This is a genomic window from Stenotrophomonas sp. 2619 (assembly GCF_040548725.1).
GTDB classification, from domain to species: Bacteria; Pseudomonadota; Gammaproteobacteria; order Xanthomonadales; family Xanthomonadaceae; genus Stenotrophomonas; species Stenotrophomonas maltophilia_AP.
Map to the genome: position 1 here is coordinate 13,417 of NZ_JBEPSF010000018.1, position 26,971 is coordinate 40,387.

The window sequence follows — 26,971 nt, forward strand, 5'->3', positions numbered from 1 at the left end:
CCCGGCTGCCATTGGATCGGGCATGGCGTGGAGCCGACCCACGGTCGGCTCTACCGTGGGGATGCAGCCGACCAACGGTCGGCTCTACCGCGGGGTGAGGTTACGCTGCGCGGATGTGCTGCTCGGCGATGACCGCCACCTGGCGCAGCACATCGTTGCGAGCGGCATCATCCACGCGGGCGCCCTGCAGGTAGCTGGTCAGTACCCACGGCGCGCCGCCGGCCAGTGGCCACAGGATGGCGATGTCGTTGGTGGTGTCTTCGCCGTTGCTGCCGGTTTTGTCACCCACCCGCCACGCCTTGGACAGCCCGGCACGGAGGCGTGCATCGCCGGTTTCGTTGTCGATCAGCCAGTCGGCCAGTTGCTGGCGCGACGCCGGCTGCAGCACCTCGCCCAGCACCAGCCGCTGCAGGCTGGCGGCCATCGCCGCCGGGCTGGTGGTATCGCGCGGGTCGCCGGCGGCGAACCGGTTCATGTCCGGCTCGTAACGGTCGTTGCGGGTCACGGCATCGCCGCTGGCCCGTAGGAACGCGGTCACGCCGGCCGGGCCACCCACGACGCGCAGGAGCAGGTTGGCGGCCGGGTTGTCGCTGGTGACCAGGGTGGCCCGGCACAGGTCACGCACGGTGACGTCCTTGCCCACGTGGCGCGCGGTCACGGGTGCATGCGAGAGCAGGTCCTGCGTGGTTATCGCCAGGCGCCGGTCCAGCGAGAGTTTTCCCTGGTCCGCCAACTGCAGCACGGTCGCGCACAACGCGAACTTGAAGGTGCTGCACATCGGGAAGCGCTCGTCCTGGCGATGGCCGAAACGCTGGCCGCTGCCGGTGTGCAGCAGCGTGACGCCCAGGCGGCCGCCACTGGCCGCTTCAAGCTGAGCAAAGTCGCGGGCCGTCGGCCGGGGCGTGGCCGCCACGTCGGGGGTGTTTGCAAACGCGCTGGCGGCGATCGCCGAGACGGCGGCAGCGCCGGTCCATTGCAGGAAATGACGTCGATCGAGCATGCGGATCCTCCGTGGCAAAGGCAGAGTATTGCCAGCGCCCCGGCCGGCTCACCAGCAACCATTTTCAGCGGAAACCATAACGTGACCTAATGTGTGTCAGATGCGACAAAAAGCGACGTCACTGAAAAACCAGATGGATCTTCATGCAACGCGGCACACTCGCCATAGGAATGCGATGATTCCATCACTCCAGCTCACGGCTCCCCCGCATGCTCCGCCCCCAGTTGCCGCTCAATGCCCTGCGCGCCTTTGAGGCCGCCGCCCGCCACCAGAACTTCACCCGGGCCGCGCTGGAGCTGTGCGTCAGCCAGGCCGCACTCAGCCACCAGATCCGGGCGCTGGAAGACCGGCTCGGGGTGTCGCTGTTCAACCGCCTGCCGCGTGGGGTGGCGCTTACCGATGAGGGCGCGCGGCTGTATCCCGTACTCAACGAGGCCTTCGACCGCATCGCGGTGAGCCTGGACCGGTTCGTCGGGGGACATTTCCGCGACGTGCTCGGGGTGGGCGTGGTGGGCACGTTCGCCACCGGCTGGCTGCTGCCGCGGCTGGCCGATTTTTCCGCGCGCCATGCCGATATCGAGCTGCGCGTGCAGACCCACAACAACCGCATCGACCTGGCCGGCGAAGGCCTGGACCTGGCGATCCGGTTCGGCGATGGCGACTGGCAGGGCCAGGTGAGCACGCCGGTGCTGGATGCCCCGTTCGCCCCGCTGTGCGCGCCCGCGCTGGCGCGCGCACTGCGCGACCCGCGCGACCTGGCCAACGTGGCGTTGCTGCGTTCGTACCGCAGTGACGAATGGCCGCGCTGGCTGCAGGCGGCCGGGGTGGCGGAGCTGGAAGCGCGCGGCCCGGTGTTCGATTCGTCGCTGACGCTGGCCAGTGCAGCCGCCGCCGGTGCGGGCGTGGCGCTGCTGCCGTTGAAGATGTTCGAGCAGGACCTGGCGCAGGGACGGCTGGTGCAGCCGTTCGCAAAAACTCTGGACCTGGGGCGGTATTGGTTGACGCGCCTGCGCTCGCGCGCCGAAAGCGATGCGGCGCGGCGATTCCGGGAATGGTTGGAGGCGCAGGACGGCGCGGCATGAATCCGGCCCCCGTAGCGCCGGGCTCTGCCCGGCTTGTCTAACGGAGGGGCACACCCACCGGCACCGCGTTTGTGCGTCGCGGTGAGGCAGCCGGGCAGAGCCCGGCGCTACGCGGCCTGGCTGACGGAGCGGCACATCCAGCGGCGCCGCGTTTGTGTGTCCCGGGGAAGCAGCCGGGCAGAGCCCGGCGCTACGGCTTGGCTAACGGAGGGGCACGCCCACCGGCACCGCGTTTGTGCGTCGCGGTGAGGCAGCCGGGCAGAGCCCGGCGCTACGGCTTGTCTGACGGAGGGGCACACCCACCGGCGCCGCGTTTGTGCGTGCTGGGGAAGCAGCCGGGCAGAGCCCGGCGCTACGCGCTTGCCCGCCGGCACCGCTTGCCCGGTAGATGCCGACCGTTGGTCGGCATGCCGCTTACGCGTCCAGCAGTTCCATCCAGGTCTGCTCGGCCTTGCTGAGCAGCGTGGCGGTGGCTTCGCGGTCGCGACCGAGCACGGCCATGCGGGTGCTGTCGGCGTAGTTGGACGGATCGGCCAGCTGCCGGTCCAGGTCGGCCAGCAGCGCTTCCAGTTCGCCCACCTTGGCTTCAGCGGCGGCCAGCTTGTGCGGGTTGACCGGCTTCTTCGGCGGCAGCGGCGGGGTCGGCGGCACCGGTTCCGGCGCGGCGGCGGCCATCTTCTGCTTGGTGCCCTGCGCGGCGGGACGCGAGCGCAGCCACGCCGCGTACGCGTCCAGGTCGCCATCAAACGGCTCCACCACGCCATCGGCCACGCGCCAGAAGGTATCGCAGACCAGGCCGATCAGGTGGCGGTCATGGGACACCATCACGATCGCGCCCTCGAAGTCGGCCAGCGCCTCGGCCAGCGCTTCGCGCATTTCCAGGTCAAGGTGGTTGGTCGGTTCGTCGAGCAGCAGCACGTTGGGCTGCTGGAAGGCGATCAGGGCCAGTGCCAGACGCGCGCGCTCGCCACCGGAGAAACCATCCACCGGTTCGAAGGCACGATCGCCGGCGAAGTTCCACTTGCCGAGGAAGTCGCGGAACACCTGGTTGGGCGCATCGCGGTCCAGATCGCGGAAGTGCTCCATCGGCGACTGCCCTTCATGCAGCGACTCCACCGTGTGCTGGGCGAAGTAGCCGATGCGCAGGTCCGGGTGCGCGGCGCGCTCACCGGTCAGCGGGGCCAGCTCGCCCACCAGGGTCTTCACCAGCGTGGTCTTGCCCGCGCCGTTGGGACCCAGCAGGCCGATGCGCTGGCCGGCTTCCAGGCCGAAGCCTACGTTGTGCAGGATCACCGAATCGGCGCCGTACCCGGCGTCGACATGGTTGAGCCGGATCAGCGAGAACGGCAGCTTGGCCGGCGGCGAGAACTCGATGCGGAACTCGCGCTCGGCACGCACCGCCTCGGTGCCGGCCAGCTTGGCCAGGCGCTTCATGCGGCTCTGCGCCTGGGCGGCCTTGCTGGCCTGCGCCTTGAAGCGGTCGATGAAGCTCTGCAGGTGCGCGCGCTCGGCCTGTTCCTTCTCGTGCGCGATCTGCTGCTGGCGCAGCTGCTCGGCACGCTGGCGCTCGAAATCGGTGTAGCCGCCCGGGTACAGCTTGGCGCCACCGCCATGCAGGTGCAGGGTGTGGGTGGCCACGTTGTCCAGGAACTCGCGGTCATGCGAGATCAGCAGCAGCGTGCCCGGATACTTCAGCAGCCACTGTTCCAGCCAGAACACCGCGTCCAGATCCAGGTGGTTGGTCGGTTCGTCGAGCAGCAGCAGGTCGCTGGGCATCATCAGCGCGCGCGCCAGGTTCAGGCGCACGCGCCAGCCGCCGGAGAACGAGGACACCGCCCGCGAGTGGGTCTCGGCCGGGAAGCCCAGGCCGTGCAGCAGCTTGCCTGCACGGGCCTCGGCGTCGTACGCGCCGATCTCGGCCATCTTCTGGTGCGCGGTGGCCACCGCCTCCCAGTCTTCGCGCGCGGCGGCGTCGGCCTCTTCGCGCATGACCGCGGCCACCTCGGTGTCGCCCTCCAGCACGAACTGCAGCGCCGGGTCGGGCAGCGAGGGGGTTTCCTGGGCCACGCTGGCAATGCGGACCTTGCCGGGCAGGTCGACATCGCCCTTGTCCGCCTCCAGCTCGCCCTTGACGGCGGCAAACAGGCTGGACTTGCCGGCACCGTTGCGGCCCACCACGCCAACGCGGTACCCCGCGTGCAGGGTCAGGTCGACATTGGACAACAGCAGCCGCTCGCCACGGCGCAAGGCGAAGTTACGAAGGGAAATCATCTTGGGGGGTCCATATAACGGAATGGAATGTGCTGGTGAGCACCCTTCCTGCGACGTAATTCTAACGTTAACGAATACTTGACGGGCCCCGGGATGCGCAGCAGGCCTCGTTCCTCTCTCCCACGACCCTGCCTGCGCTTCCCCGGGACCCTGATGTCGGGCCCGCCAGTTCACGTAAATGGTTGCTTCTGCAACGTTTTTTGTCGACATGGCGGTTATTTGACAAGCGATGAATATCCCGTTAATTCATTTATTGCGCACCGCAACACCCGCCTTCGCCGACCCGCTTCATGCCGTCGAGATGTCGTTCCGGTGCCGCATCGTCCCTACCGGAGCCACGCCCAGATGAACCGCAAGACCAGTACGCTCGCCGCCGCCGTAGCTGTCGTGCTCGGTGCCTCCAGCTTCGCCGCCAGCGCCCAGGACACCCCTGCGCGCACCGCCGCCAACACGCTGGACACCATCATCGTCACCGGCACCCGGGTCGCCGACCGCACCGTGGCCGAATCGCAGTCGCCAATCGACATCATCACCCCCGAAGCGCTGCAGTCCACCGGTACCACCGAGCTGGCCACCGCGCTGTCGCGCGCCCTGCCCTCGCTGAACTTCCCGCGCCCGGCCCTCACCGACGGCACCAGCGGCATCCGCCCGGCGCAGCTGCGCGGGCTGTCGCCGGACCAGGTACTGGTGCTGGTCAACGGCAAGCGCCGGCATACCTCGGCGCAGATCAACGTCAACGGCAGCATCGGCCGCGGCTCGTCGGCGGTGGACATCAACGCGATCCCGATCTCGGCGATCGAGCGGGTGGAAGTGCTGCGTGATGGCGCCTCGGCCCAGTACGGCTCGGACGCGATCGCCGGCGTGGTCAACATCGTGCTGAAGGGGTCGTCCGCCGGCGGCAGCCTGGCCGTGGACGCGGGCCAGTACTCGGCCGGCGACGGCAACAAGTACCAGCTCTCCGGCGATGCCGGGATCGGCTTTGCCGACGGTCGCGGCAGTGTGCACGTGGCCGGGCAGATCCTGCAGCAGGACGAGAGCAACCGTGCCGGCCCGTACCAGGGCACCACGCCCAACACCGGCAATTTCCCCGACATCGGCCAGACCACCTTCGTGGTCGGCGACCCGCGGGTGGACGCCACCGCCGCCTCGGTCAACGCCAGCTTCCAGTTCAGCGACCATGTGTCGGCCTACGCCACGGCGATGGCCAGCAACCGCGACATCACCTCGTTCGCGTTCTACCGCTCGCGCACCAACAGCGGCCAGGGCCCGTTGCTGGCGCAGACCTACCCGGACGGCTTCGTGCCGCAGATCAACCAGTACTCCAAGGACCGCTCGCTGGTGGCCGGGGTCAAGGGCAACACCGACAGCGGCTGGACCTGGGACGTGAGCGCCAACCACGGCGAGAACACCATCGATTTCCACACCCGCAACAGCATCAACTACAGCCTCGGCCTGACCAGCCCGCGTTCGTTCTACGACGGTGCGCTGAAGTACACCCAGGACATCTTCAACGCCGACCTGACCAAGTCGCTGGACTGGGGCCTGGCCTACCCGGTCACGCTGTCCTTCGGCGGCGAGTACCGCCGCGAGAACTGGGAGCAGTCCGCCGGTGAAGCGAACGCTTACTTTGGCAGCGGCGCGCAGGGCTTCGGCGGCTTCACCCCGCTCAACGCGGTGGACGCCGACCGCCACAACTACGCGGTGTATGCCGGGCTGGAAGCCGACCTCACCGACAAGTTCTCGGCCGGCGTGACCGGACGCTACGAAGACTACTCGGACTTCGGCGACAAGTTCTCCGGCAAGCTGTCGGCACGCTATGCGTTCACCGACAAGGTCGCGCTGCGCGCCACCGCCTCGTCCGGCTTCCGCGCCCCGTCCCTGGCCCAGCAGAGCTACCAGGCGGTCACCAGCACGATCATCAACGGTGCCTTCGTCGAGCGCGGCACCTTCCCCACCACCAGTGCCGCGGCACAGGCGCTGGGCGCCAGCCCGCTGAAGGCCGAAAGCTCCACCTCCTACAGCCTGGGCCTGGTGCTGCAGCCGATCGATCGCCTGTACCTGACGGTGGATGCGTACCAGATCGACATCGACGACCGCATCGTGTTGTCCACCAACATCACCACCAATGCCGCCGCCAATTCGCTGCTGGCCGGCCTGGGGCTGCCCGGGGTCACCGCGTTCTCCTACTTCACCAACGGCGTGGACACGCGCACCCGCGGCATCGATGCCGTGTCCAGCTATTCGATCCCGTTCAGCGCCAGCACGCTGGAACTGACCGCGGCCTACAGCTACAACGACACCGAGGTGAAGAAGTTCATCGCCTCGCCGCCGGTGTTCGGCACGCTGGGCATCACCCAGTCGCTGATCGGCCGCGACGAAATCGGCCGCATCGAAGACAGCTACCCGCGCAACAAGACCATCCTCAGCGGTACCTGGCGCAGCGATCATTGGGACCTGAACCTGGCCGCCACGCGCTACGGCAGCTTCACCGTGCGCAACTCGGCCACTGCCCTGCGCGACCAGACCTACGACGGCTCGTGGGTGCTGGATGCGTCGGTGAGCTATAAGCCCAGCGAGAACTGGGCCCTCACCCTGGGCGCGGACAACCTGCTGGACGAATACCCCGACCGCACCGTGGACCTGCAGAACTCCACCTGGGGCATGCTGCCGTACAGCAACTACTCGCCGTACGGCTTCAACGGCGCCTACGTGTACGGTCGCATCACCTACAAGTGGTAATAGGGCATCGCGTGGTTGCCGGCCGCTGGCCGGCAACACCGGTTTTCCCATGCCCCGGTCCCCCGGGGCATGTGCGTTTTGGCCTCGCACCAGCGCGATTCCGCGCATTCATGCCTGTCATGCGCGCCTGTCCCGGACAGCACATCACCTGACCACGGGGACATACCAGCAATGCAGCACGCGATGTTTGCCCGGATCGGCCGCATCGGTGAAAATCGGGACATCCCCTATTTCTGCGAGCCCCGATGCACCATGACACCGACCTGATCAACATCGTTGCCGTTGGCCTTGGGCTCGCCTTCATTCTCGGCGCGCTGGCCAACAAGCTGCGTTTGTCTCCCTTGGTCGGTTATCTGGTTGCGGGCATCTGCGTAGGACCGTTCACCCCCGGCTTCGTCGCCGACCAGGCCCTGGCCAACCAGTTGGCCGAAATCGGCGTGATGCTGCTGATGTTCGGGGTGGGCCTGCATTTCTCGCTGAAAGACCTGATGGCGGTGAAGGCGATCGCCATTCCCGGCGCGATCGGGCAGATCCTGGTGGCTACCCTGCTGGGCTGGGGCCTGGCGGCGCTGATGGGCTGGCCGGTCATCCACGGCGTGGTGTTCGGCTTCGCGTTGGCCACCGCCAGTACCGTGGTGCTGCTGCGCGCGATGGAAGAGCGCCGCCTGCTGGAAACCCAGCGCGGCAAGATCGCGGTGGGCTGGCTGATCGTCGAGGACCTCGCCTGCGTCCTGGCACTGGTGATGATGCCGGTCCTGGCCGGTGTATTCGGGCCGGACTCGGCCAATGAAACCCACACCCTCGGCAGCGTGCTGGCCAGCATCGGCTGGACGTTCGTGCAGCTGGGGCTGTTCGTGGCGGTGATGCTGGTGGTCGGTCGCCGGGTCATTCCGTGGATCCTGGAGCGTATCGCCAGCACCGGCTCGCGCGAGCTGTTCACCCTGGCGGTGCTGGCCATCGCGCTGGGCGTGGCGTTCGGCTCGGCAATGCTGTTCGGCGTGTCCTTCGCGCTGGGCGCGTTCTTCGCCGGCATGCTGCTCAACGAATCGGAGTTGAGCCACAAGGCCGCCAACGATTCGCTGCCGCTGCGCGATGCGTTCGCAGTGCTGTTCTTCGTCTCGGTGGGCATGCTGTTCAACCCGGCCATCCTGATCGAGCATCCTTGGCAGGTGCTGGCCACCGCGGCGATCATCATGTTCGGCAAGTCCGCCGCCGCGTTCGTGATCGTGCGCGCCTTCGGCCACCCCACCGGCACCGCGCTGACCATCTCGGCCAGCCTGGCGCAGATCGGTGAGTTCGCCTTCATCATCGCCGGCCTCGGCGTGACGCTGAAGATTCTGCCGCCCACCGGGCAAGCCCTGGTGCTGGCCGGCGCGCTGATCTCGATCATGCTCAACCCGGTGGTGTTCGGCCTGCTTGATCGCTGGCTGCTCAAGCACCAGGAAACCACCCCGACGGCGGTGGAAACCGACCTGCCGCCCGGCCCGTCGCTGGACCTGCACGACCATGCCATCGTGATCGGCTACGGCCGCGTCGGCAGCGCGCTGGCGCAGGTGCTGCGCGACCGCGGCGTGCCGGTGCTGGTGATCGACGACAACAAGGACCACGTGGCCGAAGCGCACGCGGCTGGCCTGCCCGGCATCCGCGGCAGCGCCGCCTCGGACAAGGTACTGGCCGAGGCCCACCCCGAGCGCGCGAAGATCGCGGTGCTGGCCATCCCGCAGCCGCTGGAGGCCGGCGAAACCCTGGCCAAGCTGCGCGCGCTCAACCCGGGCCTGACCCTGCTGGCGCGCGCGCACAGCGATGCCGAAGTGAAGCACCTGCTGGAGCACGGCGCCGACGGCACGGTGATGGCCGAGCGCGAGCTGGCCTATTCGCTGGCCGAAATGGTCATGGCCACCCCGCCGTACCGCACCATGGGCAAGCACAGCATCCCGGTGGTGTAACGCCCCGCCATGCGGGTTCAGGCATCGCGTGCAGCCACCCATGGGGTGGCTCTACCCCCGGCGCGCCGATGCAGCATGCACCGCCGCGTCGATACGCCACACATCGCCGCATTGACGTATCACCGGATACGGTCGCGCCGATGCGCCGGTGCGCCACGCATCGCCACGTCGATCCACCACACACCGCCGCATTGACGTATCACCGGATACCGCCGCGCCGATGCGCCCGTGCGCCACGCATGGCCACGTCGATGCACCACACACCGGCGCATTGACGTATCACCGGATACGGTCGCGCCGATGCGCCGGTGCGCCACGCATGGCCACGTCGATCCACCACACACCGCCGCATTGACGTATCACCGGATACCGCCGCGTCGATGCGCCGGTGCGCCACGCATCGCCGCGTCGATGCACCACACACCGGCGCATTGACGCATCACATGCGGGTTCCGGCATCCCGTGCAGCCACCCATGGGGTGGCTCTACCTCCGGTACGTCTTTGCAGCAGGCATCGCCGCGTCGATGCACAACATACCGCCGCAGTGACGCATCACCGGTAGAGCCACCCCATGGGTGGCTGCGTTTCATCCCGGTCCCACGTACCGCCCTTGTGTGCGGTCAGCGCAGCGGCACGCAGATGTCGGCGCGCAGGATGGCCTCGGGCACGTTCTCAGGATCGTCCAGGTAGTGGTAGTACAGCGGCGCGTCGCGCAGTGCGTGGCCGCTGTCGGGCAGCCAGTGGCGCAGCAGTGCGTCGGTGGCCGCTTCCAACCCGGCATAGGGGCCCACATGGCGCAGCACGGCATACGCACCACCGCCCAGGGTCAGCGCGCGCAAGGGCGCCGGGATGTCGGCCAGGGCGCGGCCAAAGCCCATGCCGCACTCGAACTCGCACGCGTTGGCCGGCACATCGCGATGGTCGTTCAGCGCGATGCCCACCAGCGCCTGCAGATGGTCGGCCAGGCCCTGTTCCGCGGCCCAGGCATACACCCGCCCGAAGGCCTGGTCGAGGTCGTCGAAGGCACCCCGCGTGCGCAAAACCACAACGTCGAACGGCGCCAGCGCGGTCACCTGCACCTGCAGCGGCGTACTGTCGTCGGCACCGTCACCGGCCGGCAACGACAACCGTTGCTGCCACTGCGCCCGCAGCGCCGCATCGTCGCGCAGCGCGCTGGGCGTGGCATTGAGCGCCTGCCGACACGCGCGCGCCAACGCCTGCGGGCTTTCAAAGCCCACCGCCAGCGCAACCTCGGTTACCCGGCTGTCGGCGTGGGCCAGCAGTTGCAGCGCGCGCAGCAGGCGCAAGCGGGCCACGGTGCGCCCCGGGGTTTCGCCGGTCAGCGCGCGGTACAGGCGATGGAAATGGAAGGGCGACTGGTGCGCGATGGCGGCCAGCGCATCCAGGTCGGGCAAGGGCTCGCCGCTACGCAGGCACTGCTGCAGGTGGGCAATCACACGGTCGATGCCGTGGTGTTGGCGTAGCTGGGCAATGCGGCTCATGACGGGCTCCGTGTCGGGGTGACGTCCAGCATGCGTCGGTGCCCGCCACGGCGCGTGGCCGATCTTGCGCAGTTGGAGGGCCGTCACCCGGATGGTAGCGCCCCTCCAGGCAGAACGTGGTTCTGCCGGAACAACCCCACGACGACCGGCCCGCACCGGTCGCCGTGGGCCCCACCTCTACGCCTTCGCCAACGCCTGCTGCAGGTCGGCAAGCAGGTCGTCGATATGTTCGATGCCGATCGACAGCCGCACGGTGTCCTCGCTGACCCCGGCCTTCGCCAGCTCGGCCGCATCCAGCTGTCGATGGGTGGTCGAGGCCGGATGGGTGGCCAGTGACTTCGCATCGCCCAGGTTCACCAGCCGGGTGAACAGCTGCAACGCATCCAGGAAGCGCGCGCCAGCCGCACGACCGCCGGGCAGGCCGAAGGTGAGCACACCCGAGCCGTGGCCACGCAGGTACTTCTGCACCAGCGCATGCTCGGGATGGTCCGGCAGCGCGGCATAGTTCACCCAGTCGACCTTGGCGTGGTCGCGCAGGAACGTGGCCACCGCCAGTGCGTTGGCGTTGATCCGGTCCAGGCGCAGCGCCAGGGTCTCGATGCCCTGCAGGATCAGGAAGGAATTGAACGGCGAAATTGCCGCGCCGGTATTGCGCAATGGCACCACGCGCGCGCGGCCGATGTAGGCCGCTGGTCCCAGGGCGTCGGTATAGACCACCCCGTGGTAGCTCACGTCCGGCTCGTTCAAGCGCCGGAAGCGCTGCTTGTGCTCGGCCCACGGGAAGCGGCCCGAATCGACGATGGCGCCGCCCAGGCTGGTGCCGTGGCCACCCAGGTACTTGGTCAGCGAATGCACCACGATGTCCGCGCCGAAATCGAACGAGCGCTGCAGGTACGGGGTGGCCACGGTGTTGTCCACGATCACCGGCACGCCGTGCGCGTGGGCGATCTTCGCCACCGCTTCGATATCGGTGATGTTGCCGCGCGGGTTGCCGATCGACTCGACGAAGACGGCCTTGGTACGGTCGTCGATCAGCGCCGCGAACGCGTCAGGGTCGTTGTAGTCGGCAAACCGGGTCTGGATGCCGAACTGCGGCAGCGTGTGCGCGAACAGATTGTAGGTGCCGCCATACAGCGCACTGGAGGAGACGATGTTGTCGCCGGCCTCGGCGATGGTCTGGATGGCGTAGGTAATGGCCGCCTGCCCGGAGGCCAGCGCCAGCGCGCCGATTCCCCCCTCGAGCGCGGCAATGCGCCGCTCCAGCACGTCGGTGGTGGGGTTCATGATGCGGGTGTAGATGTTGCCCGGCACCTTCAGGTCGAACAGGTCCGCGCCATGCTGGGTGTCGTCGAAGGCGTAGGCCACGGTCTGGTAGATCGGCACCGCCACCGCGCGCGTGGTGGGGTCGGGTTTGTAGCCGCCGTGCACGGCAATGGTTTCCGCACGCCACTGCGGCGGCGTTGGGGCCTGCTCGGGACTGCCGTGCTCTGACATCGCGCCTCCTCCGGTTGAACGCCGACGATACCCGAGCAGCGCGCGTCTGCACGCGCCCGCTCATGCCCATTGCGCATGGGCTTAGAGGCGGTCGTGATCTGCATCGATGCCGCCACCGCACGCCTGCGCATGGTAACCGTTGCCCGAGGTTCAGCGATCAGGGGCAGGCCATTGCTAGGCTGCGCCGCCCAAGGGCGACACCCGCCGCCCATTACCGGCAAGGAACCCCGGACGATGTCCGCAGTGCAATGGATGCCCGACAGCCTGCCGCCCACGGTGCCGCAGGTTCTGCTGGTGGAAGACGACCGTCGCCTTGGCGAGCTGGTGCAGCGTTACCTGGGCGAGCATGGATTCGCGGTGGTGCCGGTGCATCGTGGTGATCTGGCCGTGGAGGCCTGCCACCGGTTGTCGCCGCAGGTGGTGGTGCTGGACCTGATGCTGCCCGGCATGGGCGGGATCGAAGTGTGCCGCCAGATCCGCGCGTTTTCCGATGTGCCGATCCTGATCCTGACCGCCTGCGAAGACGACGTGGACCAGGTGCTGGGGCTGGAATCGGGCGCGGACGACTATGTGCTCAAGCCGGTCGAGCCGCGCCTGCTGCTGGCCCGCCTGCGCGCACTGCTGCGCCGCCAGCAGCCCGGCGGCGCCACCCGCAGCAAGGCCAGCTTCGGCAGCCTGTGCATCGACCGCGCGCAGCGCGAAGTCACCCACGCCCAACAGCGCATCGACCTGAGCACCACCGAGTTCGAGATTCTGTGGGTGCTGGCCAGCCAGCCCGGGCAGATCCTGTCGCGCGACCAGATCCTGCTGGCAGTACGCGGCATCGGCTTCGATGGGCTGGACCGCAGCGTGGACGTCTGCATCGGCAAGCTGCGCCGCAAGCTCGGTGACGACCCACGCGAGCCGCGCCGGATCAAGACCATCTGGGGGCGCGGCTACCAGTTCAGCCCGGCCGGATGGTAAGCCGATGATCCGCCTGTTCCTGCGGCTGTGGCTGATCACCGGGGCCTGCTTCGTGCTGTCGGTGCTTGCACTCAACATGCTCCTGGACCGGATCTACTCGCCGCTGGCCGAAGCGACCTTCGCGCAGCAGATGCGCGGCCAGGTCCATACCCTGCGGGAGGGCCTGGCCGGGCGCAGCGTGGAGGCGCAACACGCCCAACTGGCCCGCTGGCAACCACACTATGGGATCGACCTGGCCCTGCTTGACGCTGCTCCGCCCCTGGACGCGCAGGAGCAGGCGGCCGTGCGTGCGCAGGGCTTCGTGGTCCGCGACCGGTTCCAGACCGTGCTGCTGCCGATCGACGGCCCCCAGGGCCGCTGGCTGGGCCTGCACCTGCCCGGCGAGGTCACCATGACCCTGCACAGCACGGTGCTGGCCTACATTGGCATCCTGTCGCTACTGGGGGCCAGCATTTACCTGTGGGTGCGCCTGCTCTGGCGCGACCTGGACATCCTGCGCGGGCATGCCGACCGTATCGGGGCCGGCGAGCTGCATGCCCGCGCGCAGGTATCACCGCGCTCGCAGATCCGCGTAGTGGTGGAGCATTCCAACCGGATGGCCGCCAAGGTGGCCCAGCTGGTGCAGGGTCAGCGCGATCTTACGCACGCCATCTCGCACGAACTGCGCACGCCGGTCGCCCGCCTGGCCTTCGGGCTTGACCTGGTCGAGGAGGCCGGCGACGCGCAACGCCCGGCCCTGCTCGACGGCATGCGCAGCGACCTGGCCGAACTCAATCGCCTGGTGAGCGAACTGCTGGCCTATGAACGGCTGGAACACCGCGGCGATCATCGCCCGTGGCAGCAGGTGCATGCGCGCCCGTGGCTGGAACAGGCCTTGGCCGACCCGCAGCGCGAGGCCGACGCCACGGGCATTGCGCTCCACGTGGTCAGCTGCCGCCCCGACCAGGTGGGCATGGAGACGCGCCTGATGCAGCTGGCACTGAGCAACCTGGTGTGCAACGCGCTGCGCCACGCCCGTACCCGCGTGGAGGTCAGCCTGCTGGAAGGCGATGGCGGCTGGGCACTGCGCGTGGAGGACGACGGTGAAGGCATCGCCGAAGCCGACTGGCAACGCGTGCTGCAGCCCTTCACCCGCCTGGATGACAGCCGCAGCCGGGACACCGGCGGCTTCGGCCTGGGGCTGGCGATCGTGCGCCGTATCGCCGAACGCCACGGGGGCGAGGTGCGGGTTGCGCGGGCTTCGCTGGGCGGCGCGCGGCTGGACATCCGCTGGCCGATGCCGAAAGCCTGAACCGCGCCCTGCTCCGGTTACATCTGCTTACAACTCTCCTACAAATCGGGAAAGAACGGCCGCGCCGGCATCGCCAAGATGCCAGCCCTGCAGTCGCATCCGGACCGCGCTTGATCGCACCGGCCTCCCACTGCAGCGTCCATTCCCCTGCAGAGAGTAAGCATGAATTCCATTTGCCTGATCCTGGCCCTGGCGCCCGTAAGCCTGATGACCCTCACCTCGGCCAAGGCCGCCACCCCCACCCCGGACCGCTGGGGGTTCGAGGTGATGGCCGGTGCCGGCGTGGCGCCGCGCTACAGCGGCAGCGACGAATACATCGCCGTGCCGCAGCTTGGGTTTGAGGTCAGCGCGCCGGGTGGCTGGTTTCTCGGTAGCAGCGGGTTGGGCTGGGGCACCACGCTGGGCGAGCGCGGCAGCATCCGCGCCTACCTCGGCGGCAGCGGCAGCCGGCGCGACAAGGACGCGCTGCTGGGCGGCTCGGACTACCTTCGTGGCATGGGTGAGATCCATACACGGGCGCTGGCGGGCGTGGATGGCAGTCTCTCGATCGGGCCGACCCTGCTGAGTGCCAGCGTGCAGCACGCCCCCAGGGACAAGGATCGCGGTGACAACGGGCTGGCCACCCGGCAGGTCCAGCTGTCGCTGGAGGTGCCATTGTTCGATGTCGCCGGTGGCAGTCTCAGCGTTCGTGCCTCCACCGCATACGGTGACGCCGGCTATGTGCAGACATGGTACGGCGTGAGCGCGGCGCAGTCGGCACGTAGCGGCTTCGCCCGGTACACCCCCTCGGCCGGCCTGACCAGCGCCGGAGTCGGCCTGAAATGGGTGCGCCCGCTCTCGGTCAGCAGCAGCTGGTTCATTGGCGTGGAAGGCAACCGCCTGCTGGGCGATGCCGCCGACAGCCCGATCGTGCAGCGCAAGACCCAGCTGGGGGCGATGAGCGGCTACCAGTACCGCTGGTAAGCCGCGTCGGGCGTCGCCGACCACAAAAAAAAGGGTCCGGTGACGCGTGTCACCGGACCCTTGGGTGGCTGCGAGATACGGGCTCAGCCCTTGTTGAAGACCAGCTTGCCCTCGGCCGCATCGACCTGGATCACCTCGCCACTGACGAACGCGCCGGACAGGATCTTCTGCGCCAGCGGATTTTCCAGCTGCGACTGGATCGCACGCTTGAGCGGCCGCGCGCCGTAGACCGGATCGAAGCCGACGTTGCCCAGCAGCTGGAAAGCCGCGTCGCTGACCTCGATGCGCAGCCCGCGTTCGGCCAGGCGCTTTTCCAGGCCCTGCATCTGGATGCGGGCGATCTGCTTGATCTGCACCTTGTCCAGCGGATGGAACACCACGATGTCGTCCAGGCGGTTGATGAACTCCGGGCGGAAGTGCGCCTGCACCACGCCCATCACCGCGGCCTTCATCTGCGTGTAGGCCTCCGGCGTGTCGTCGCCACTCATGTCCTGGATCTGGTGCGAGCCCAGGTTGGAGGTCATCACGATGACCGTGTTGCGGAAGTCCACCGTGCGGCCCTGGCCGTCGGTGAGGCGGCCGTCGTCGAGCACCTGCAACAGGATGTTGAACACATCCGGGTGCGCCTTCTCCACCTCATCCAGCAGGATCAGCGAATACGGACGGCGACGCACGGCCTCGGTGAGGTAGCCGCCTTCTTCGTAGCCCACATACCCCGGCGGTGCACCGATCAGACGGGCAACGCTGTGCTTCTCCATGAACTCGCTCATGTCGATGCGGATCATCGCGTCGGTGCTGTCGAACAGGAACTCGGCCAGCGCCTTGCACAGCTCGGTCTTGCCCACGCCGGTCGGGCCGAGGAACAGGAACGAACCGCTGGGACGGTCCGGATCGGACAGCCCGGCACGCGAACGCCGCACCGCGTCGGACACGACCTTGATCGCTTCCTCCTGGCCCACCACCCGCTCATGCAGCATCTGCTCCATGCGCAGCAGTTTGTCGCGCTCGCCTTCCAGCATCCGGTTGACCGGAATGCCGGTCCAGCGCGACACCACCTCGGCGATTTCCTCGGCCGTGACCCGGTCCTGCACCAGCTTGAACTCGGTGGTCTCCACTTCCTGCGCCGCGGCCAGCTGCTTTTCCAGCTGCGGCAACTGGCCGTACTGGATTTCGCTCATGCGGCCGAAATCCTGGCGGCGCTGGGCAGACTCCAGCTCGAGCTTGGCGTGCTCGATCTGCTCCTTGATCCTGGTGGCGCCCTGCAGCGTGGCCTTCTCCGACTTCCAGATTTCATTGAGGTCGGAGAACTCGCGCTCCAGCGCATCGATGTCGCTTTCCAGGTCGGCCAGGCGCTGGCGCGAGGCCTCGTCCTTTTCCTTCTTGAGCATTTCGCGCTGGATCTTCAGCTGGATCAGACGCCGCTCGAGACGGTCCAGCTCTTCGGGCTTGGAGTCGATCTCCATGCGGATGCGCGAGGCGGCCTCGTCCATCAGGTCGATGGCCTTGTCGGGCAGCTGCCGGTCGGCGATGTAGCGGTGCGACAGCGTGGCCGCCGCGACGATGGCCGGGTCGGTGATTTCCACGCCGTGATGCACGGCGTATTTTTCCTTGAGCCCGCGCAGGATGGCGATGGTGTCTTCCACGCTGGGCTCACCCACCAGCACCTTCTGGAAGCGGCGCTCCAGCGCGGCGTCCTTCTCGATGTACTTGCGGTACTCGTCCAGTGTGGTGGCGCCCACGCAATGCAGTTCGCCGCGCGCGAGCGCCGGCTTGAGCATGTTGCCGGCATCCATCGCGCCATCGGCCTTGCCCGCGCCCACCATGGTGTGCAGCTCGTCGATGAACAGGATCACCTGCCCTTCGCTCTTGGCCAGGTCGTTGAGCACGCCCTTGAGGCGTTCTTCGAATTCGCCGCGGAACTTGGCACCGGCAATCAACGCGCCCATGTCCAGCGACAGCACGCGCTTGCCGCGCAGGCCTTCGGGCACTTCGTCGTTGATGATGCGCTGGGCCAGGCCTTCCACGATCGCGGTCTTGCCCACGCCGGGTTCGCCGATCAGCACCGGGTTGTTCTTGGTCCGGCGCTGCAGCACCTGGATGGTGCGGCGGATTTCCTCGTCGCGCCCGATCACCGGGTCCAGCTTGCCGCTCTCGGCACGCGCGGTCAGGTCGATGGTGTACTTTTCCAGCGCCTGGCGCTGGTCTTCGGCATTCTCCGACTGCACACTTTCACCGCCGCGGATCTTGTCGATCGCCGCGTCGATGCGGGTCTTGTCGGCACCGGCAGCGCGCAGCGCCATGCCCAGCGTGCCGCTGTCGTCCAGCGCCGCCAGCACGAACCATTCGCTGGCAATGAAGGCATCGCCGTGCTGCTGGGCCAGCTTGTCGGTGGTGTTGAGCAACCGGTTGAGGTCATTGCCGATCGACAGGTTGCCTTCCTGCCCGGATACCTTGGGCAGCGCTTCCATCGCCTCGTTGAGGCGCTCGCGCAGCACCGGCACGTTGACCCCGGCCTGGGACAGCAGCGGGCGCGTGCTGCCGCCCTGCTGGTCCAGCAGCGCGGTGAAGACGTGCACCGGTTCGATGATGTTGTGGTCGCGGCCCACGGCCAGCGACTGGGCGTCTGCCAGCGCCTGCTGGAAACGCGAGGTGAGCTTGTCCATCCGCATGGGGAATTCCTCTTTCATGTCATGGCCAGCGTGGCTGGCAGATGTAACGGATATGCGGTTGTCGCGCAGTGATTCAAGACAAACCGGCACTGGCAATACAGCCTCCGTATTGCCATAATTGCGAATCATTCTCATTCCCATCGACTCGGACGCGGCGTGGCGTCCGCATTCCCAAGGCATCCCATGCAGGCACAACGCGAGCACCTGGGCGCCCTTTACCGGGACCACCGCAGTTGGCTGCACGGCTGGCTGAGCGGTCGCGTGGGCTGCCGGGAAACCGCTGCCGATCTCACCCAGGACACCTTCGCGCGCCTGTTGCAGGACCGTGACCTGTCGGCCCTGCGCGAGCCCCGCGCGTTCCTGACCACGGTGGCGCGCGGGCTGGCGGCCAACTGGTTCCGGCGCCAGGCGCTGGAGCGTGCGTACCTGGAGTATCTGGCCCAGTTCCCCGAGGCCGTCCTGCCCTCCCTGGAAGAACAGGCGCTGGTGCGCGAAGCGCTTCAGCAGATCGACGCCATGCTGGACGGCCTGCCGGCGATGGCGCGCCGCGTGTTCGTGCTGGCTCAGTTCGACGGCCTGCGTTACGACGCCATCAGCGACCGGTTGGGCCTGTCCCTGTCCACCGTCAAGCGGCATATGAAACGCGCCCTGCTGGGCTGCCTGCTGCATGCACCCTGAGCCGGTCCAGCCTGCTGCGCTGTCGCCTGCGGTGCTGGAGCAGGCGGCCGAGTGGATGATGCGCCTGCACGAAGACGCCAGCGTCGCCACCCATCAGCAGTGGCGGCACTGGCACGACGCCCACCCCGACCACACCCGTGCCTGGCAGCGCGCCGAACAGCTGATGACGCTGACCGCGCAGGTGCCTGCCCCGCTTGCCCAGCGTGCGTTACAGGCACCGGCCTCCCGCGGCCGCCGCGCAGTGCTGCGCAGCGTGGTAGGGGTGCTGCTGGGGGCACCACTGGGCGGTCTGCTGGCGTGGCGGCTGTGGGACCAGGCCGCATGGGACGCCAGCGTGCGGACCGCCGTCGGCGAGCGGCGGCGCGTGGTACTGGACGATGGCAGCGTGCTGCACCTGGCCACCGCCAGCGCGGTGGACGTGGCTTTCGATGGGCAACAACGCCTGGTGCGCCTGCGCCGGGGCGAGATCCACATCGACACCGCTGTCGATCCGCAGCGGCCGGCGCGCCCCTTCCGGGTGGCCACGCCGCAGGGAATGCTGCGGGCGCTGGGCACGCGCTTCAGCGTGCGGCTGTTCGACCGGGATGCCCTTCTGATCGTGCAGGAGGGGGCCGTGCAGCTCACAGCCGACACCGCCAATCGACGCGTGGAAGCGGGGCAGCAGGTGCGCTGGCACGCCACGGGGTTGCCGGAGCCGCTGCCCGCCCCCGCCGGCAGCGACGCCTGGACGCAGGGCATGCTGGTGGCCGACAGCCTGCCCCTGCAGGCACTGCTGGCCGAGTTGGGGCGCTACCACTACCGCTGGCTGCGGGTGGATCCCGCGATTGCCGCGCTTCCGGTTTCCGGTGCCTTCCCGCTGGATGACCTGGACCGCAGCCTGTCGATGCTGGCGGACACCTGTCCGGTGCAGGTGGAACACGGCCTGGCCATCCGTCTGCGCGCCGCGGAAAAGCGCGAATGACACTTTTTTCGATGTCGGGTGGCAGAGGAGATGAATCCCTTTTCCGTCGGCCTCTCCCATGCCTGTGATCCGAACCCGTTTCCGCCTCAGCCTGCTGGCCGTGGCGCTGGTGGCCAGCCCGGCCTTCGCCCAGACCGCCCCCGTGACCGAAACCACGGTGCTGCGCGGTAGCACGCCGCTGGGCGCCGCGCTGGGCACCTTCGCCGCGCGCCACGGCGTGGCCTTGTCCTTCGACCCTGCCCTGACCCAGGGGCGCCTGGCGCCGCTCGTCGCCGACGGCCTTGGCGTGGAAGCCGGCTTTGCCGCCCTGCTGCAGGGGACCGGACTGCGCGCCGAGCGTCGGGACGACGGCAGCTACACCGTGCATCAAGTGGCCGGACCGCGCGTGACCGCGCCGCTGCGCGTGGGCACCTCCGCCCCGGGCACCTATCTGCCGCAGCCCCTGCCCTATGGCCAGGGCATGACCTTGGATGCCGACGCGCTGCAGGCCCAGGTGAAAGGCAACGGCGACATCGCAACCGCATTGCGCAGCAACCCGGCCGTGCAGTTCAACGACACCGGCCGCAGCAGCCGCAACATGGGCGAGATCCGCCCGGACGATTTCTCCATCAACGGCGCGCCCTATTACCAGAACCTGTTCCTGCTCGATGGCGCGACGATCAACAACGACATCGATCCGGCGGTCAACGCAGACAGCCCCGGCAACGTCAACAACGCCGTGGACGTGCCCAGCGCAAGCCAAGGCATCGCCGTCGAAGTGGACCTGCTGGAATCGCTGACGGTGTATGACGCCAACGTCCCGGCCAGCTACGGCGGTTTCACCGGCGGCGTGGTCGATGCACGCAGCCGCAAGGCCCGCGATGCCCTGCACGGCAAGGTGTGGATGCGCATGGCGCGCTCAGCGTGGGACCAGATCATCGCAAATGATGCCCAGCAGGACAGCTACGAAGAATCGGCCACGTTCGCCTACCAGCCGAAGTACGACAAATACCGCGTGGGCGCGCGCCTGGAAGGGCGCACGTCGTTCGGGCTGGGCATCATCGGCACGGTTACCCGGAGCCACTCGGACATTCCGCTGCGCGCCTATTCCGGCGGCCGCGATTCCACGGGCGATGACGTCAACCAGAAGACCCAGACCCGGCAGAACACCAGCGCCAGCATTGCTCTGGACTGGAACAACGATGACGGCCTGGAGCTGGCTGCCAACGTGTCCTACGCGCCCACCGATGACCGCTACTACATCATGAACGGGCGTGATTCGTGGTTTGACATCCGGTCCGGCGGCCCTACGGCCAGCCTGCGCGCCAACTGGTCCCACGGCCCGTGGACCTTGCGCTCTACGTTGAACTACAGCGACGTGGAAAGCTCGCGGCGCAGCGACCTGGACTACATGCGCAACTGGGCCAGCTCCGACGCATTCAACTGGAGCCCCACCGGCATCAGTTCCGAAGGCAGCTACGGCAACATCGACCAGCGGGACCGCCGCATCGGCTACCGCATGGTGGTGGATCGCGAGATCTTCTCGATCGGCACCACCGAGCACCGCGTGCAGCTGGGCCTGGGCGTGCAGCGCCGGGACGGCAGCTACGAACGTTTGAACGATCATTCGGTGTATCTGTCCACCGGCGTGACGAGCAGCTGCACCCTGGCCGATGGCACCGTGGATACCTTCAGCTGCTCGCTGTCGCCGCTGCGCAGCGGTGCGGCCGGCCAATACTTCACCCAACAGCAGCGCTACCACGCCGGGCGCTTCGAGGTCAGCGGAGAAGAGTACGAAGCCTGGCTGCAGGACGACATCCGGGTGGGAAACTGGAGCCTCCGTCCCGGCCTGCGCCTGGACCGCAACACCATTTGGAGCCAGACCACACTGTCGCCGCGTCTGGCAGCGGCCTGGGACGTAAGGGGTGACCAGCGCACGGTGCTCAATGCCGGCATCAACCGGTATTACGGCCGCAGCTTCTACAGCTACCTGCTGCGCGACGGCCGCGACCGCCTGCGTGAGACCCTGGTTCGCCGCAGCGCGCGTACGTCGTGGGACGATGCCACCCGCACCTGGAATGTGGCCACCAACCGCCTGCGTGATATCGACTCACCGTACACCGACGAGTGGACGCTCGGTATCGACCAGCGGGCTGCCGGCCTGGTGTTCAACCTGAAGTACGTCAATCGTGCGACCCGCAAGGACATCCTGCGGCGCAAGGTCGACGACCCCGACCGCGCCCTCTACAACCTCAACACCTACGAGTTCACCAATGGCGGCCGCAGCGACGCTGAGATCTGGACCGCATCCATCGCGTCGCAGCAGCCCTGGGAGGTGATGGGCACGCGCAACAGCGTCCAGCTCTCGGCCGACCGCACCGACGTCAAGCGCAACTACAACAGCTACGAAGATGCCCTGGACATGTTCGAGCTGGTGCGCCTGGACGGCACGCTCATGTATCGGCATGAACTGCCTGCCTCGCAGTTCCTGCGGCCATGGAGCGCGCGCCTGAGCACGCGCACCGAGATCCCCGCGCTGGGCCTGAGCTGGACCAACTTCTTCCGCTACCGCGCGGGGTTCGAGGGGTTCACCACCGGTCCGGCACAGACCATCGACGGCGTTACAGCGCCCACCCTGACCAGCCGTACGTTCTCCGGCACCTGGAGCTGGGATGCCACTCTGGAATACCGCCTGGCGCTGCCGCAACAGCAGGAAGCGTATGCGCGGGTGGAGGTCCAGAACGTGCTCAATCGCGCCAACGTGGGCACGGCCGCAACCGCCGCGGCGGGCAGTATCTTCTATGAACCCGGTCGCAGCTTCTGGCTGGAGCTGGGCTATTCATTCTGAGGGCATGCCCGTCGCGGCCTGCGGCGGTCCATCCAGCTGATGCCACGTCACCGCCCTGCACGCCTGATCCTGCTTGTCGCCGCCCTGCTTCTGGGCGGCGCGGGCATGCCGTTGCCCGCGCGCGACACCCCCTGCCCGGCCGTGCTGCCGGCGCGCCCGGACCCGGCGTGCCTGCGTGCGCTCTACAGCGGTCCCAGTGCAGGCTGGCCGGCACCGGAGGTGGCGCCGGGTGTGGTGTGGCAGGAACTGGCCCCGCTGGGGCCACCACCGCAACCGCGCGACAACCCGACCACCCCGGCCAAGGTGGCCCTGGGCCAGCGCCTGTTCAACGATCCTCGCCTGTCGCGTTCGGGGCAGATCGCCTGCGCCACCTGCCACGAACGCGACCTCGGCTTCGCCGATGGCCGGCGCGTGTCATTCGGACACGACCGCCAGCCCGGTCGCCGCAATGCCCCTGGCGTGGCGATGGCCGGTTACGCGCACACCCTGTTCTGGGACGGTCGCGCAGCCACGCTGGAAGACCAGGCGCTGGCGCCGATCGCCGACCCGAAGGAAATGGCCTTCAGTGCCGAGGACGCGGCCGCACGCGTGCGCGCCGATGCCGACTACCGCACGGCGTTTGCCGCCGTGTTCGGCGACGACCGCGTGGATACCCACCAACTGGCCCAGGCCATCGCCGCATTCGAACGCAGCCTGGCGCCCACCCGCACCCGTTTCGACCGCTTCCTCGGCGGCCAGCCCAACGCGCTGGACGACGCGCAGCTGCGCGGCCTGCACCTGTTCCGCACGCGCGCCGGGTGCATGAACTGCCATAGCGGACCGGCGCTGACCGACAACGGCTTCCACAACCTGGGCCTGCACTTCCACGGGCGCGCGCGCCAGGACCTGGGTCGCTATGAGGTGACCGGACACCCGGCCGACAGCAGCCGCTTCCGCACGCCCTCGTTGCGCGGGGTGGCCAACACCGCGCCTTACATGCACAACGGCCTGTTGCCGCGGCTGGACGGCGTGCTGGCGTTCTACAACGTGGGCGGCGGCAAGCCACGCGCGCCGGCCGTGCCTGCTGCCGACGCGCCGCCGTTCCCGCAACCGGACCCGCTGCTGCGCCCGCGCGGACTCAGCCGCCAGGAGCTGCAGGATCTGGAAGCGTTCCTGCGCGCCCTGTAGCCGCCATCAACCGCGACTGAGCACCGCGCGGAGTGCCCGCAGCTGTTGCTTCACCGCGCGCGCCTGCGCGGCATCCATGCGCAGCAGCAGCTTCTGCCCCACCGAGCGTGACTGCAACGCAGGATCGACGAAGCGATAGCGACCGCGCTCGTCGCGTATCACCGCCAACGGCCGCGGCGGCTCCGGCGTCTCTAGCAGGTGGTCTATCACCGCCACTACGCGGTCATTGAAGTACGCGTCGGGCTGTCCCAGCTCTGCATACGCCTGCTGGAGCAACGGGTAGACGCGCACATAGGCCTTGCCCGCCGCAGCCGCGTCCAACGCGGTGAACGCCGTCACGTAGGGGGCGTAGCGCGCGGCGTTGGATGCGGCGATGTGCGTGGTGCCCTCCACGCTGTCGACCTGCAGGCTACCGGGCAGCGCACGCACTGCCATCGCGGGCGTTCGCACGCTGGGCTTGTCCAGGTTGTCGATATGGGTCACCACGCGCTGGACCAGGTGGTCGCGCAGCAGCAGCGCCAGTGCGCCGTCGCCGTTGAACAGCGCAGCCAGTGCGTCGAACACCGGCCCATCGCTGTCGGCCAGCGCGGGCAGTGCCGGATCGGCCGCATCACGGGGATCGACCGGGTGCTGGATGGAAGGTGGGGCAGGGGCCGCAGGGTATGCAGGAACGGGCGGTATCTTCGTGCCCGCACCCTGCGCCGCGGGCGCTTGCACCGGCACCTGTACGTCATCGACAAGACCGCGCAGGGTATCGCTGAACAACCACGTGCCCGCCCCGCCAATCACCACCACACCCAACACCCACGGCCAGATCGCCTTTCCGCTCTTCTGCATGTTGCCGTACCTCGCGCTTCACGTGCCTGGACACCGTATGACCCCCGCCAGCGGACGGGGTTCCGCCGCGCACCTGCAAAGCCGCAGCATGCGCGTTGACACCGCATCATCCCGCAGCCGCGATGAACCGCTGCCACGCCAACCACTCCACGCTCACGCCCGCTTTGCATGCGCGCGCCGATGCTGTTCACTGTTCTTGTGGAGCACCGTGATGCATTACGAGCTGTACTACTGGACCGGCATCCAGGGCCGTGGCGAGTTCATCCGGCTGGCGCTGGAAGATGCGGGGGCGGCCTACACCGACATGGCGCGCGTGCATGGCGACGCGGTGATGCAGCCGTTCCTGCAGGGCAAGGAAGAAGGCCTGCGCCCCTTCGCACCGCCGTTCCTGAAAAGTGGCCGGCAGGTGATTGCCCAGGTGGGCGCGATCCTTGATCACCTCGCACCGGAACTGGGCCTGGTGCCCGAGGCAGCCTCACGCCGGCAGCAGGCGTTGCAGCTGCAGTTGACCATCGCCGACCTGGTCGCCGAAGTGCACGACACCCACCACCCGATTGCCGCATCGAAGTACTACGACGACCAGAAGCACGAAGCGAAGGCACGTGCGGAGGCGATGCGTGCCGAGCGGCTACCGAAATTCCTGGCGTACTTCGAGGCTGTGCTGAAGGACAACGGGGAGCGTCATCCGCTGCGCGAGCATTCGTACGTGGACCTGTCGCTGTTCCAGCTGCTGAGCGGGCTGGGCTACATGTTCCCGCGGCGCATGCAGGCACTGTGGCCCACCCTGCCGTTGCTGCGCGCGCTCAAGGACCGGGTGGAGCGGCGACCGAACATCGCCGCCTACCTGGCCTCCGACCGCCGTTTGGCGTTCAACACCAACGGCATCTTCCGCCATTACCCGGAACTGGACGGCGACCGGTAGATCACGACCGTGGGTCGTGATCCACGCGCGGCTGCTTCTGCAGCGACAGCAGTGCCAGCAGCCCGGCCAACGCCACGTAGGCCCCGGCGAACTGCCACATGATGAGCTTCGGCAATCCGACCAGCTGCCACGGCAGGTAGATGCCGCCGCGCGGGTCGACCGAATGGATCAGGCCGAACAGTGTCAGCACCGCCGCCACCAGCAGGAACCCCGAGGAGCGCAGCAGCCGACCGTCGATCATCGCCACCACGGCGGCAATCCACAGCATCGACGTGATGATGAAGCCGTTGCCCAGGGTGAAGATCACCGCCAGTTCCGGCAGGCCGTGCCCGTCCAGCGTGGTGGTCATCGCGGCCAGCTGCTCCGGTGCGATCCAGCCCGGGGCCTTGATCGCCAGCAGGTAGGCCACCGAGGGCAGGAAGCCCAGCACCATCGCCCCGGCATGTTCGCGCGGGGTGGCCTGGAAGGCCTGGGTGGTGATGTCGATGGCCACGTACACGATGATCGGTGCCAGCACCGCCAGCGGCAGCCACTGCACCAATCCGGAGATCACCCCAAGCATGCCGCCGATACCGACGAACAGGCCGGTCAGCAGCGTGTAGCCGCTACGTGCGCCCATGTGCTTGTAGGCCGGCTGGCCGATGTACGGGGTGGTCTGCGCCACGCCGCCGCACAGCCCGGCCACCAGCGTGGCCACCGCTTCCACCAGCAGGATGTCGCGGGTGCGGTAATCGTCGCCGGCTGCGCGGGCGCTCTCGGACACGTTGATACCGCCCACCACCATCAGCAGGCCGAACGGCAGCAGCAGCGGCAGGTACGTCATCGCCGTGGGCAGCCCGTCGATGAAGCCCAGCGTGGGCCACGGCAGCACCACCTGCGGCGGCGTCCAGTCGGGCACGTGGAAACCGGGCGCACCCAGCCCGGCCAGCCCCAGCCCGTAGTACAGGAAGGTGCCGAACACGAAGGCAACCAGCACGCCCGGCGCGCGGATCGGCAGCTTGCGCTTGGCGATCAGCACGTACAGCAGCAGGCCCAGGGTGACGAAGCCGACGACCGGCGAGCGCAGCGTTTCCAGCAGCGGCAGGAAACCCATCAGCACGATGGCGATGCCGGCGATGGAGCCCAGCAGCGAGGCGCGCGGCAGCGCGCGGGTGACCGCTTCGCCGAAGAACGACAGGATCACCTTCAGCACGCCCATGATCACCAGCGAAGCCATGCCCAGCTGCCAGGTGGCGATCGCCGCGTCGTGCGGCGCCAGGCCCTGCGCCTTGAAGGCGATGAAGGCCGGGCCCAGCACCAGCAGCGCCATGCCGATGCTGGTGGGTGCGTCCAACCCGAGCGGCATCGCGGTGACATCATCACGGCCGGTGCGCGTGGCCAGCCGACGCGCCATCCACGTATAGAGCACGTTGCCGACCAGCACGCCGAAGGCGGTGCCGGGGAACATGCGGCCAAACACCACGTCGGCCGGGAACTGGAAGATGCCGACCAGCGCCATCGCGATGAAGCCCAGGATCGACAGGTTGTCGACCACCAGGCCAAAGAAACCATTGAAATCGCCGGCAACGAACCAGCGGGGGGGTCCGGAGCGGACGGGAGCGGGGGCGGACATGCGCGGCACTGCCGTGGGGAGGGGGTAGCCGATGGTAGGGCCTCAC

General features: G+C 68.1%; 18 protein-coding genes. 11 read left to right on the forward strand and 7 right to left on the reverse strand.

All coding sequences use genetic code 11. The annotated features are described in order from the left end of the window. Window positions 1-100: 100 nt before the first annotated feature. Entirely contained in the window at window positions 101-1,000 is a 900-nt protein-coding gene (blaL2, locus tag ABIA71_RS16890) for a L2 family extended-spectrum class A beta-lactamase (RefSeq protein WP_354286697.1), read from the reverse strand. A 209-nt stretch (window positions 1,001-1,209) separates the two neighbouring features. On the opposite strand from blaL2, the gene ABIA71_RS16895 reads away from it, so the two are divergent. Next, window positions 1,210-2,082: a LysR family transcriptional regulator gene (locus ABIA71_RS16895; RefSeq protein ID WP_354286699.1), complete on the forward strand. Its 873-nt coding sequence runs from the start codon at window positions 1,210-1,212 to the stop codon at window positions 2,080-2,082. Window positions 2,083-2,496: 414 nt separating this feature from the next. Here the strand turns inward: ABIA71_RS16895 and ABIA71_RS16900 are convergent, their stop codons facing one another. Continuing rightward, window positions 2,497-4,353: an ABC-F family ATP-binding cassette domain-containing protein gene (locus ABIA71_RS16900; RefSeq protein WP_354286701.1), complete on the reverse strand. Its 1,857-nt coding sequence runs from the start codon at window positions 4,351-4,353 to the stop codon at window positions 2,497-2,499. 345 nt (window positions 4,354-4,698) lie between these two features. On the opposite strand from ABIA71_RS16900, the gene ABIA71_RS16905 reads away from it, so the two are divergent. After that, complete coding sequence (locus tag ABIA71_RS16905; RefSeq protein WP_354286703.1) at window positions 4,699-7,092, forward strand: TonB-dependent receptor plug domain-containing protein; 2,394 nt, start codon at window positions 4,699-4,701, stop codon at window positions 7,090-7,092. 245 nt (window positions 7,093-7,337) lie between these two features. Beyond that, window positions 7,338-9,038, forward strand: coding sequence for a YbaL family putative K(+) efflux transporter (gene ybaL, locus ABIA71_RS16910; RefSeq protein WP_354286705.1), 1,701 nt, complete (start codon window positions 7,338-7,340; stop codon window positions 9,036-9,038). A gap of 621 nt (window positions 9,039-9,659) precedes the next feature. Here ybaL and ABIA71_RS16915 read toward each other — a convergent pair. Both ABIA71_RS16915 and ABIA71_RS16920 read right to left on the reverse strand, forming a co-directional pair. After that, window positions 9,660-10,541 (reverse strand): AraC family transcriptional regulator, encoded by an 882-nt coding sequence (locus ABIA71_RS16915; protein ID WP_354286707.1) that lies wholly within the window; start codon window positions 10,539-10,541, stop codon window positions 9,660-9,662. Window positions 10,542-10,718: 177 nt separating this feature from the next. Continuing rightward, window positions 10,719-12,035 (reverse strand): O-acetylhomoserine aminocarboxypropyltransferase/cysteine synthase family protein, encoded by a 1,317-nt coding sequence (locus ABIA71_RS16920; protein ID WP_354286709.1) that lies wholly within the window; start codon window positions 12,033-12,035, stop codon window positions 10,719-10,721. Between the two features lie 234 nt (window positions 12,036-12,269). Between ABIA71_RS16920 and ABIA71_RS16925 the strand changes: the two genes are divergently transcribed. From ABIA71_RS16925 to ABIA71_RS16935, 3 genes are all read left to right on the forward strand, one after another. Beyond that, the gene (locus ABIA71_RS16925) at window positions 12,270-12,998 is read left to right on the forward strand and encodes a winged helix-turn-helix domain-containing protein (RefSeq protein WP_354286711.1); all 729 of its coding nucleotides are present in this window, start codon (window positions 12,270-12,272) and stop codon (window positions 12,996-12,998) included. A 4-nt stretch (window positions 12,999-13,002) separates the two neighbouring features. Next, window positions 13,003-14,289 (forward strand): ATP-binding protein, encoded by a 1,287-nt coding sequence (locus ABIA71_RS16930; protein ID WP_354286713.1) that lies wholly within the window; start codon window positions 13,003-13,005, stop codon window positions 14,287-14,289. Between the two features lie 162 nt (window positions 14,290-14,451). Then, window positions 14,452-15,252, forward strand: coding sequence for a MipA/OmpV family protein (locus ABIA71_RS16935; RefSeq protein WP_354286715.1), 801 nt, complete (start codon window positions 14,452-14,454; stop codon window positions 15,250-15,252). 83 nt (window positions 15,253-15,335) lie between these two features. Here ABIA71_RS16935 and clpB read toward each other — a convergent pair whose 3' ends face one another. Then, window positions 15,336-17,921 (reverse strand): ATP-dependent chaperone ClpB, encoded by a 2,586-nt coding sequence (clpB, locus tag ABIA71_RS16940; RefSeq protein WP_128096627.1) that lies wholly within the window; start codon window positions 17,919-17,921, stop codon window positions 15,336-15,338. A gap of 183 nt (window positions 17,922-18,104) precedes the next feature. Between clpB and ABIA71_RS16945 the strand changes: the two genes are divergently transcribed. Genes ABIA71_RS16945 through ABIA71_RS16960 form a run of 4 tightly spaced genes read left to right on the forward strand, consistent with a single transcriptional unit; the run spans window position 18,105 to window position 23,554 of the window. Next, complete coding sequence (locus tag ABIA71_RS16945) at window positions 18,105-18,599, forward strand: sigma-70 family RNA polymerase sigma factor (protein ID WP_354286717.1); 495 nt, start codon at window positions 18,105-18,107, stop codon at window positions 18,597-18,599. Next, window positions 18,589-19,560 (forward strand): FecR domain-containing protein, encoded by a 972-nt coding sequence (locus tag ABIA71_RS16950; RefSeq protein WP_354286719.1) that lies wholly within the window; start codon window positions 18,589-18,591, stop codon window positions 19,558-19,560. The genes ABIA71_RS16945 and ABIA71_RS16950 overlap by 11 nt, the downstream gene beginning before the upstream one ends. Before the next feature lie 58 nt (window positions 19,561-19,618). After that, window positions 19,619-22,387: a TonB-dependent receptor gene (locus ABIA71_RS16955; protein WP_354286721.1), complete on the forward strand. Its 2,769-nt coding sequence runs from the start codon at window positions 19,619-19,621 to the stop codon at window positions 22,385-22,387. A gap of 39 nt (window positions 22,388-22,426) precedes the next feature. Beyond that, a complete protein-coding gene (locus tag ABIA71_RS16960; protein ID WP_354286723.1) occupies window positions 22,427-23,554 on the forward strand; it encodes a cytochrome-c peroxidase in 1,128 nt (375 codons plus the stop codon). 6 nt (window positions 23,555-23,560) lie between these two features. Here the strand turns inward: ABIA71_RS16960 and ABIA71_RS16965 are convergent, their stop codons facing one another. Then, entirely contained in the window at window positions 23,561-24,391 is an 831-nt protein-coding gene (locus ABIA71_RS16965) for a DUF3014 domain-containing protein (RefSeq protein ID WP_354286724.1), read from the reverse strand. Window positions 24,392-24,602: 211 nt separating this feature from the next. On the opposite strand from ABIA71_RS16965, the gene ABIA71_RS16970 reads away from it, so the two are divergent. Continuing rightward, window positions 24,603-25,313, forward strand: a complete 711-nt coding sequence (locus ABIA71_RS16970) for a glutathione S-transferase (protein ID WP_354286726.1) — start codon at window positions 24,603-24,605, stop codon at window positions 25,311-25,313. Window position 25,314: 1 nt separating this feature from the next. On the opposite strand, the gene ABIA71_RS16975 is transcribed toward ABIA71_RS16970, so the two are convergent. Beyond that, window positions 25,315-26,925: a SulP family inorganic anion transporter gene (locus tag ABIA71_RS16975; RefSeq protein WP_354286727.1), complete on the reverse strand. Its 1,611-nt coding sequence runs from the start codon at window positions 26,923-26,925 to the stop codon at window positions 25,315-25,317. Between the last annotated feature and the right edge of the window lie 46 nt (window positions 26,926-26,971).

Bases quoted from the DNA above. Each gene is read 5' to 3' on its own strand.
- blaL2 (WP_354286697.1), bottom strand. From the start codon at position 1,000: ATGCTCGATCGACGTCATTTCCTGCAATGGACCGGCGCTGCCGCCGTC.
- ABIA71_RS16895 (WP_354286699.1), top strand. From the start codon at position 1,210: ATGCTCCGCCCCCAGTTGCCGCTCAATGCCCTGCGCGCCTTTGAGGCC.
- ABIA71_RS16900 (WP_354286701.1), bottom strand. From the start codon at position 4,353: ATGATTTCCCTTCGTAACTTCGCCTTGCGCCGTGGCGAGCGGCTGCTG.
- ABIA71_RS16905 (WP_354286703.1), top strand. From the start codon at position 4,699: ATGAACCGCAAGACCAGTACGCTCGCCGCCGCCGTAGCTGTCGTGCTC.
- ybaL (WP_354286705.1), top strand. From the start codon at position 7,338: ATGCACCATGACACCGACCTGATCAACATCGTTGCCGTTGGCCTTGGG.
- ABIA71_RS16915 (WP_354286707.1), bottom strand. From the start codon at position 10,541: ATGAGCCGCATTGCCCAGCTACGCCAACACCACGGCATCGACCGTGTG.
- ABIA71_RS16920 (WP_354286709.1), bottom strand. From the start codon at position 12,035: ATGTCAGAGCACGGCAGTCCCGAGCAGGCCCCAACGCCGCCGCAGTGG.
- ABIA71_RS16925 (WP_354286711.1), top strand. From the start codon at position 12,270: ATGTCCGCAGTGCAATGGATGCCCGACAGCCTGCCGCCCACGGTGCCG.
- ABIA71_RS16930 (WP_354286713.1), top strand. From the start codon at position 13,003: ATGATCCGCCTGTTCCTGCGGCTGTGGCTGATCACCGGGGCCTGCTTC.
- ABIA71_RS16935 (WP_354286715.1), top strand. From the start codon at position 14,452: ATGAATTCCATTTGCCTGATCCTGGCCCTGGCGCCCGTAAGCCTGATG.
- clpB (WP_128096627.1), bottom strand. From the start codon at position 17,921: ATGCGGATGGACAAGCTCACCTCGCGTTTCCAGCAGGCGCTGGCAGAC.
- ABIA71_RS16945 (WP_354286717.1), top strand. From the start codon at position 18,105: ATGCAGGCACAACGCGAGCACCTGGGCGCCCTTTACCGGGACCACCGC.
- ABIA71_RS16950 (WP_354286719.1), top strand. From the start codon at position 18,589: ATGCACCCTGAGCCGGTCCAGCCTGCTGCGCTGTCGCCTGCGGTGCTG.
- ABIA71_RS16955 (WP_354286721.1), top strand. From the start codon at position 19,619: ATGCCTGTGATCCGAACCCGTTTCCGCCTCAGCCTGCTGGCCGTGGCG.
- ABIA71_RS16960 (WP_354286723.1), top strand. From the start codon at position 22,427: ATGCCACGTCACCGCCCTGCACGCCTGATCCTGCTTGTCGCCGCCCTG.
- ABIA71_RS16965 (WP_354286724.1), bottom strand. From the start codon at position 24,391: ATGCAGAAGAGCGGAAAGGCGATCTGGCCGTGGGTGTTGGGTGTGGTG.
- ABIA71_RS16970 (WP_354286726.1), top strand. From the start codon at position 24,603: ATGCATTACGAGCTGTACTACTGGACCGGCATCCAGGGCCGTGGCGAG.
- ABIA71_RS16975 (WP_354286727.1), bottom strand. From the start codon at position 26,925: ATGTCCGCCCCCGCTCCCGTCCGCTCCGGACCCCCCCGCTGGTTCGTT.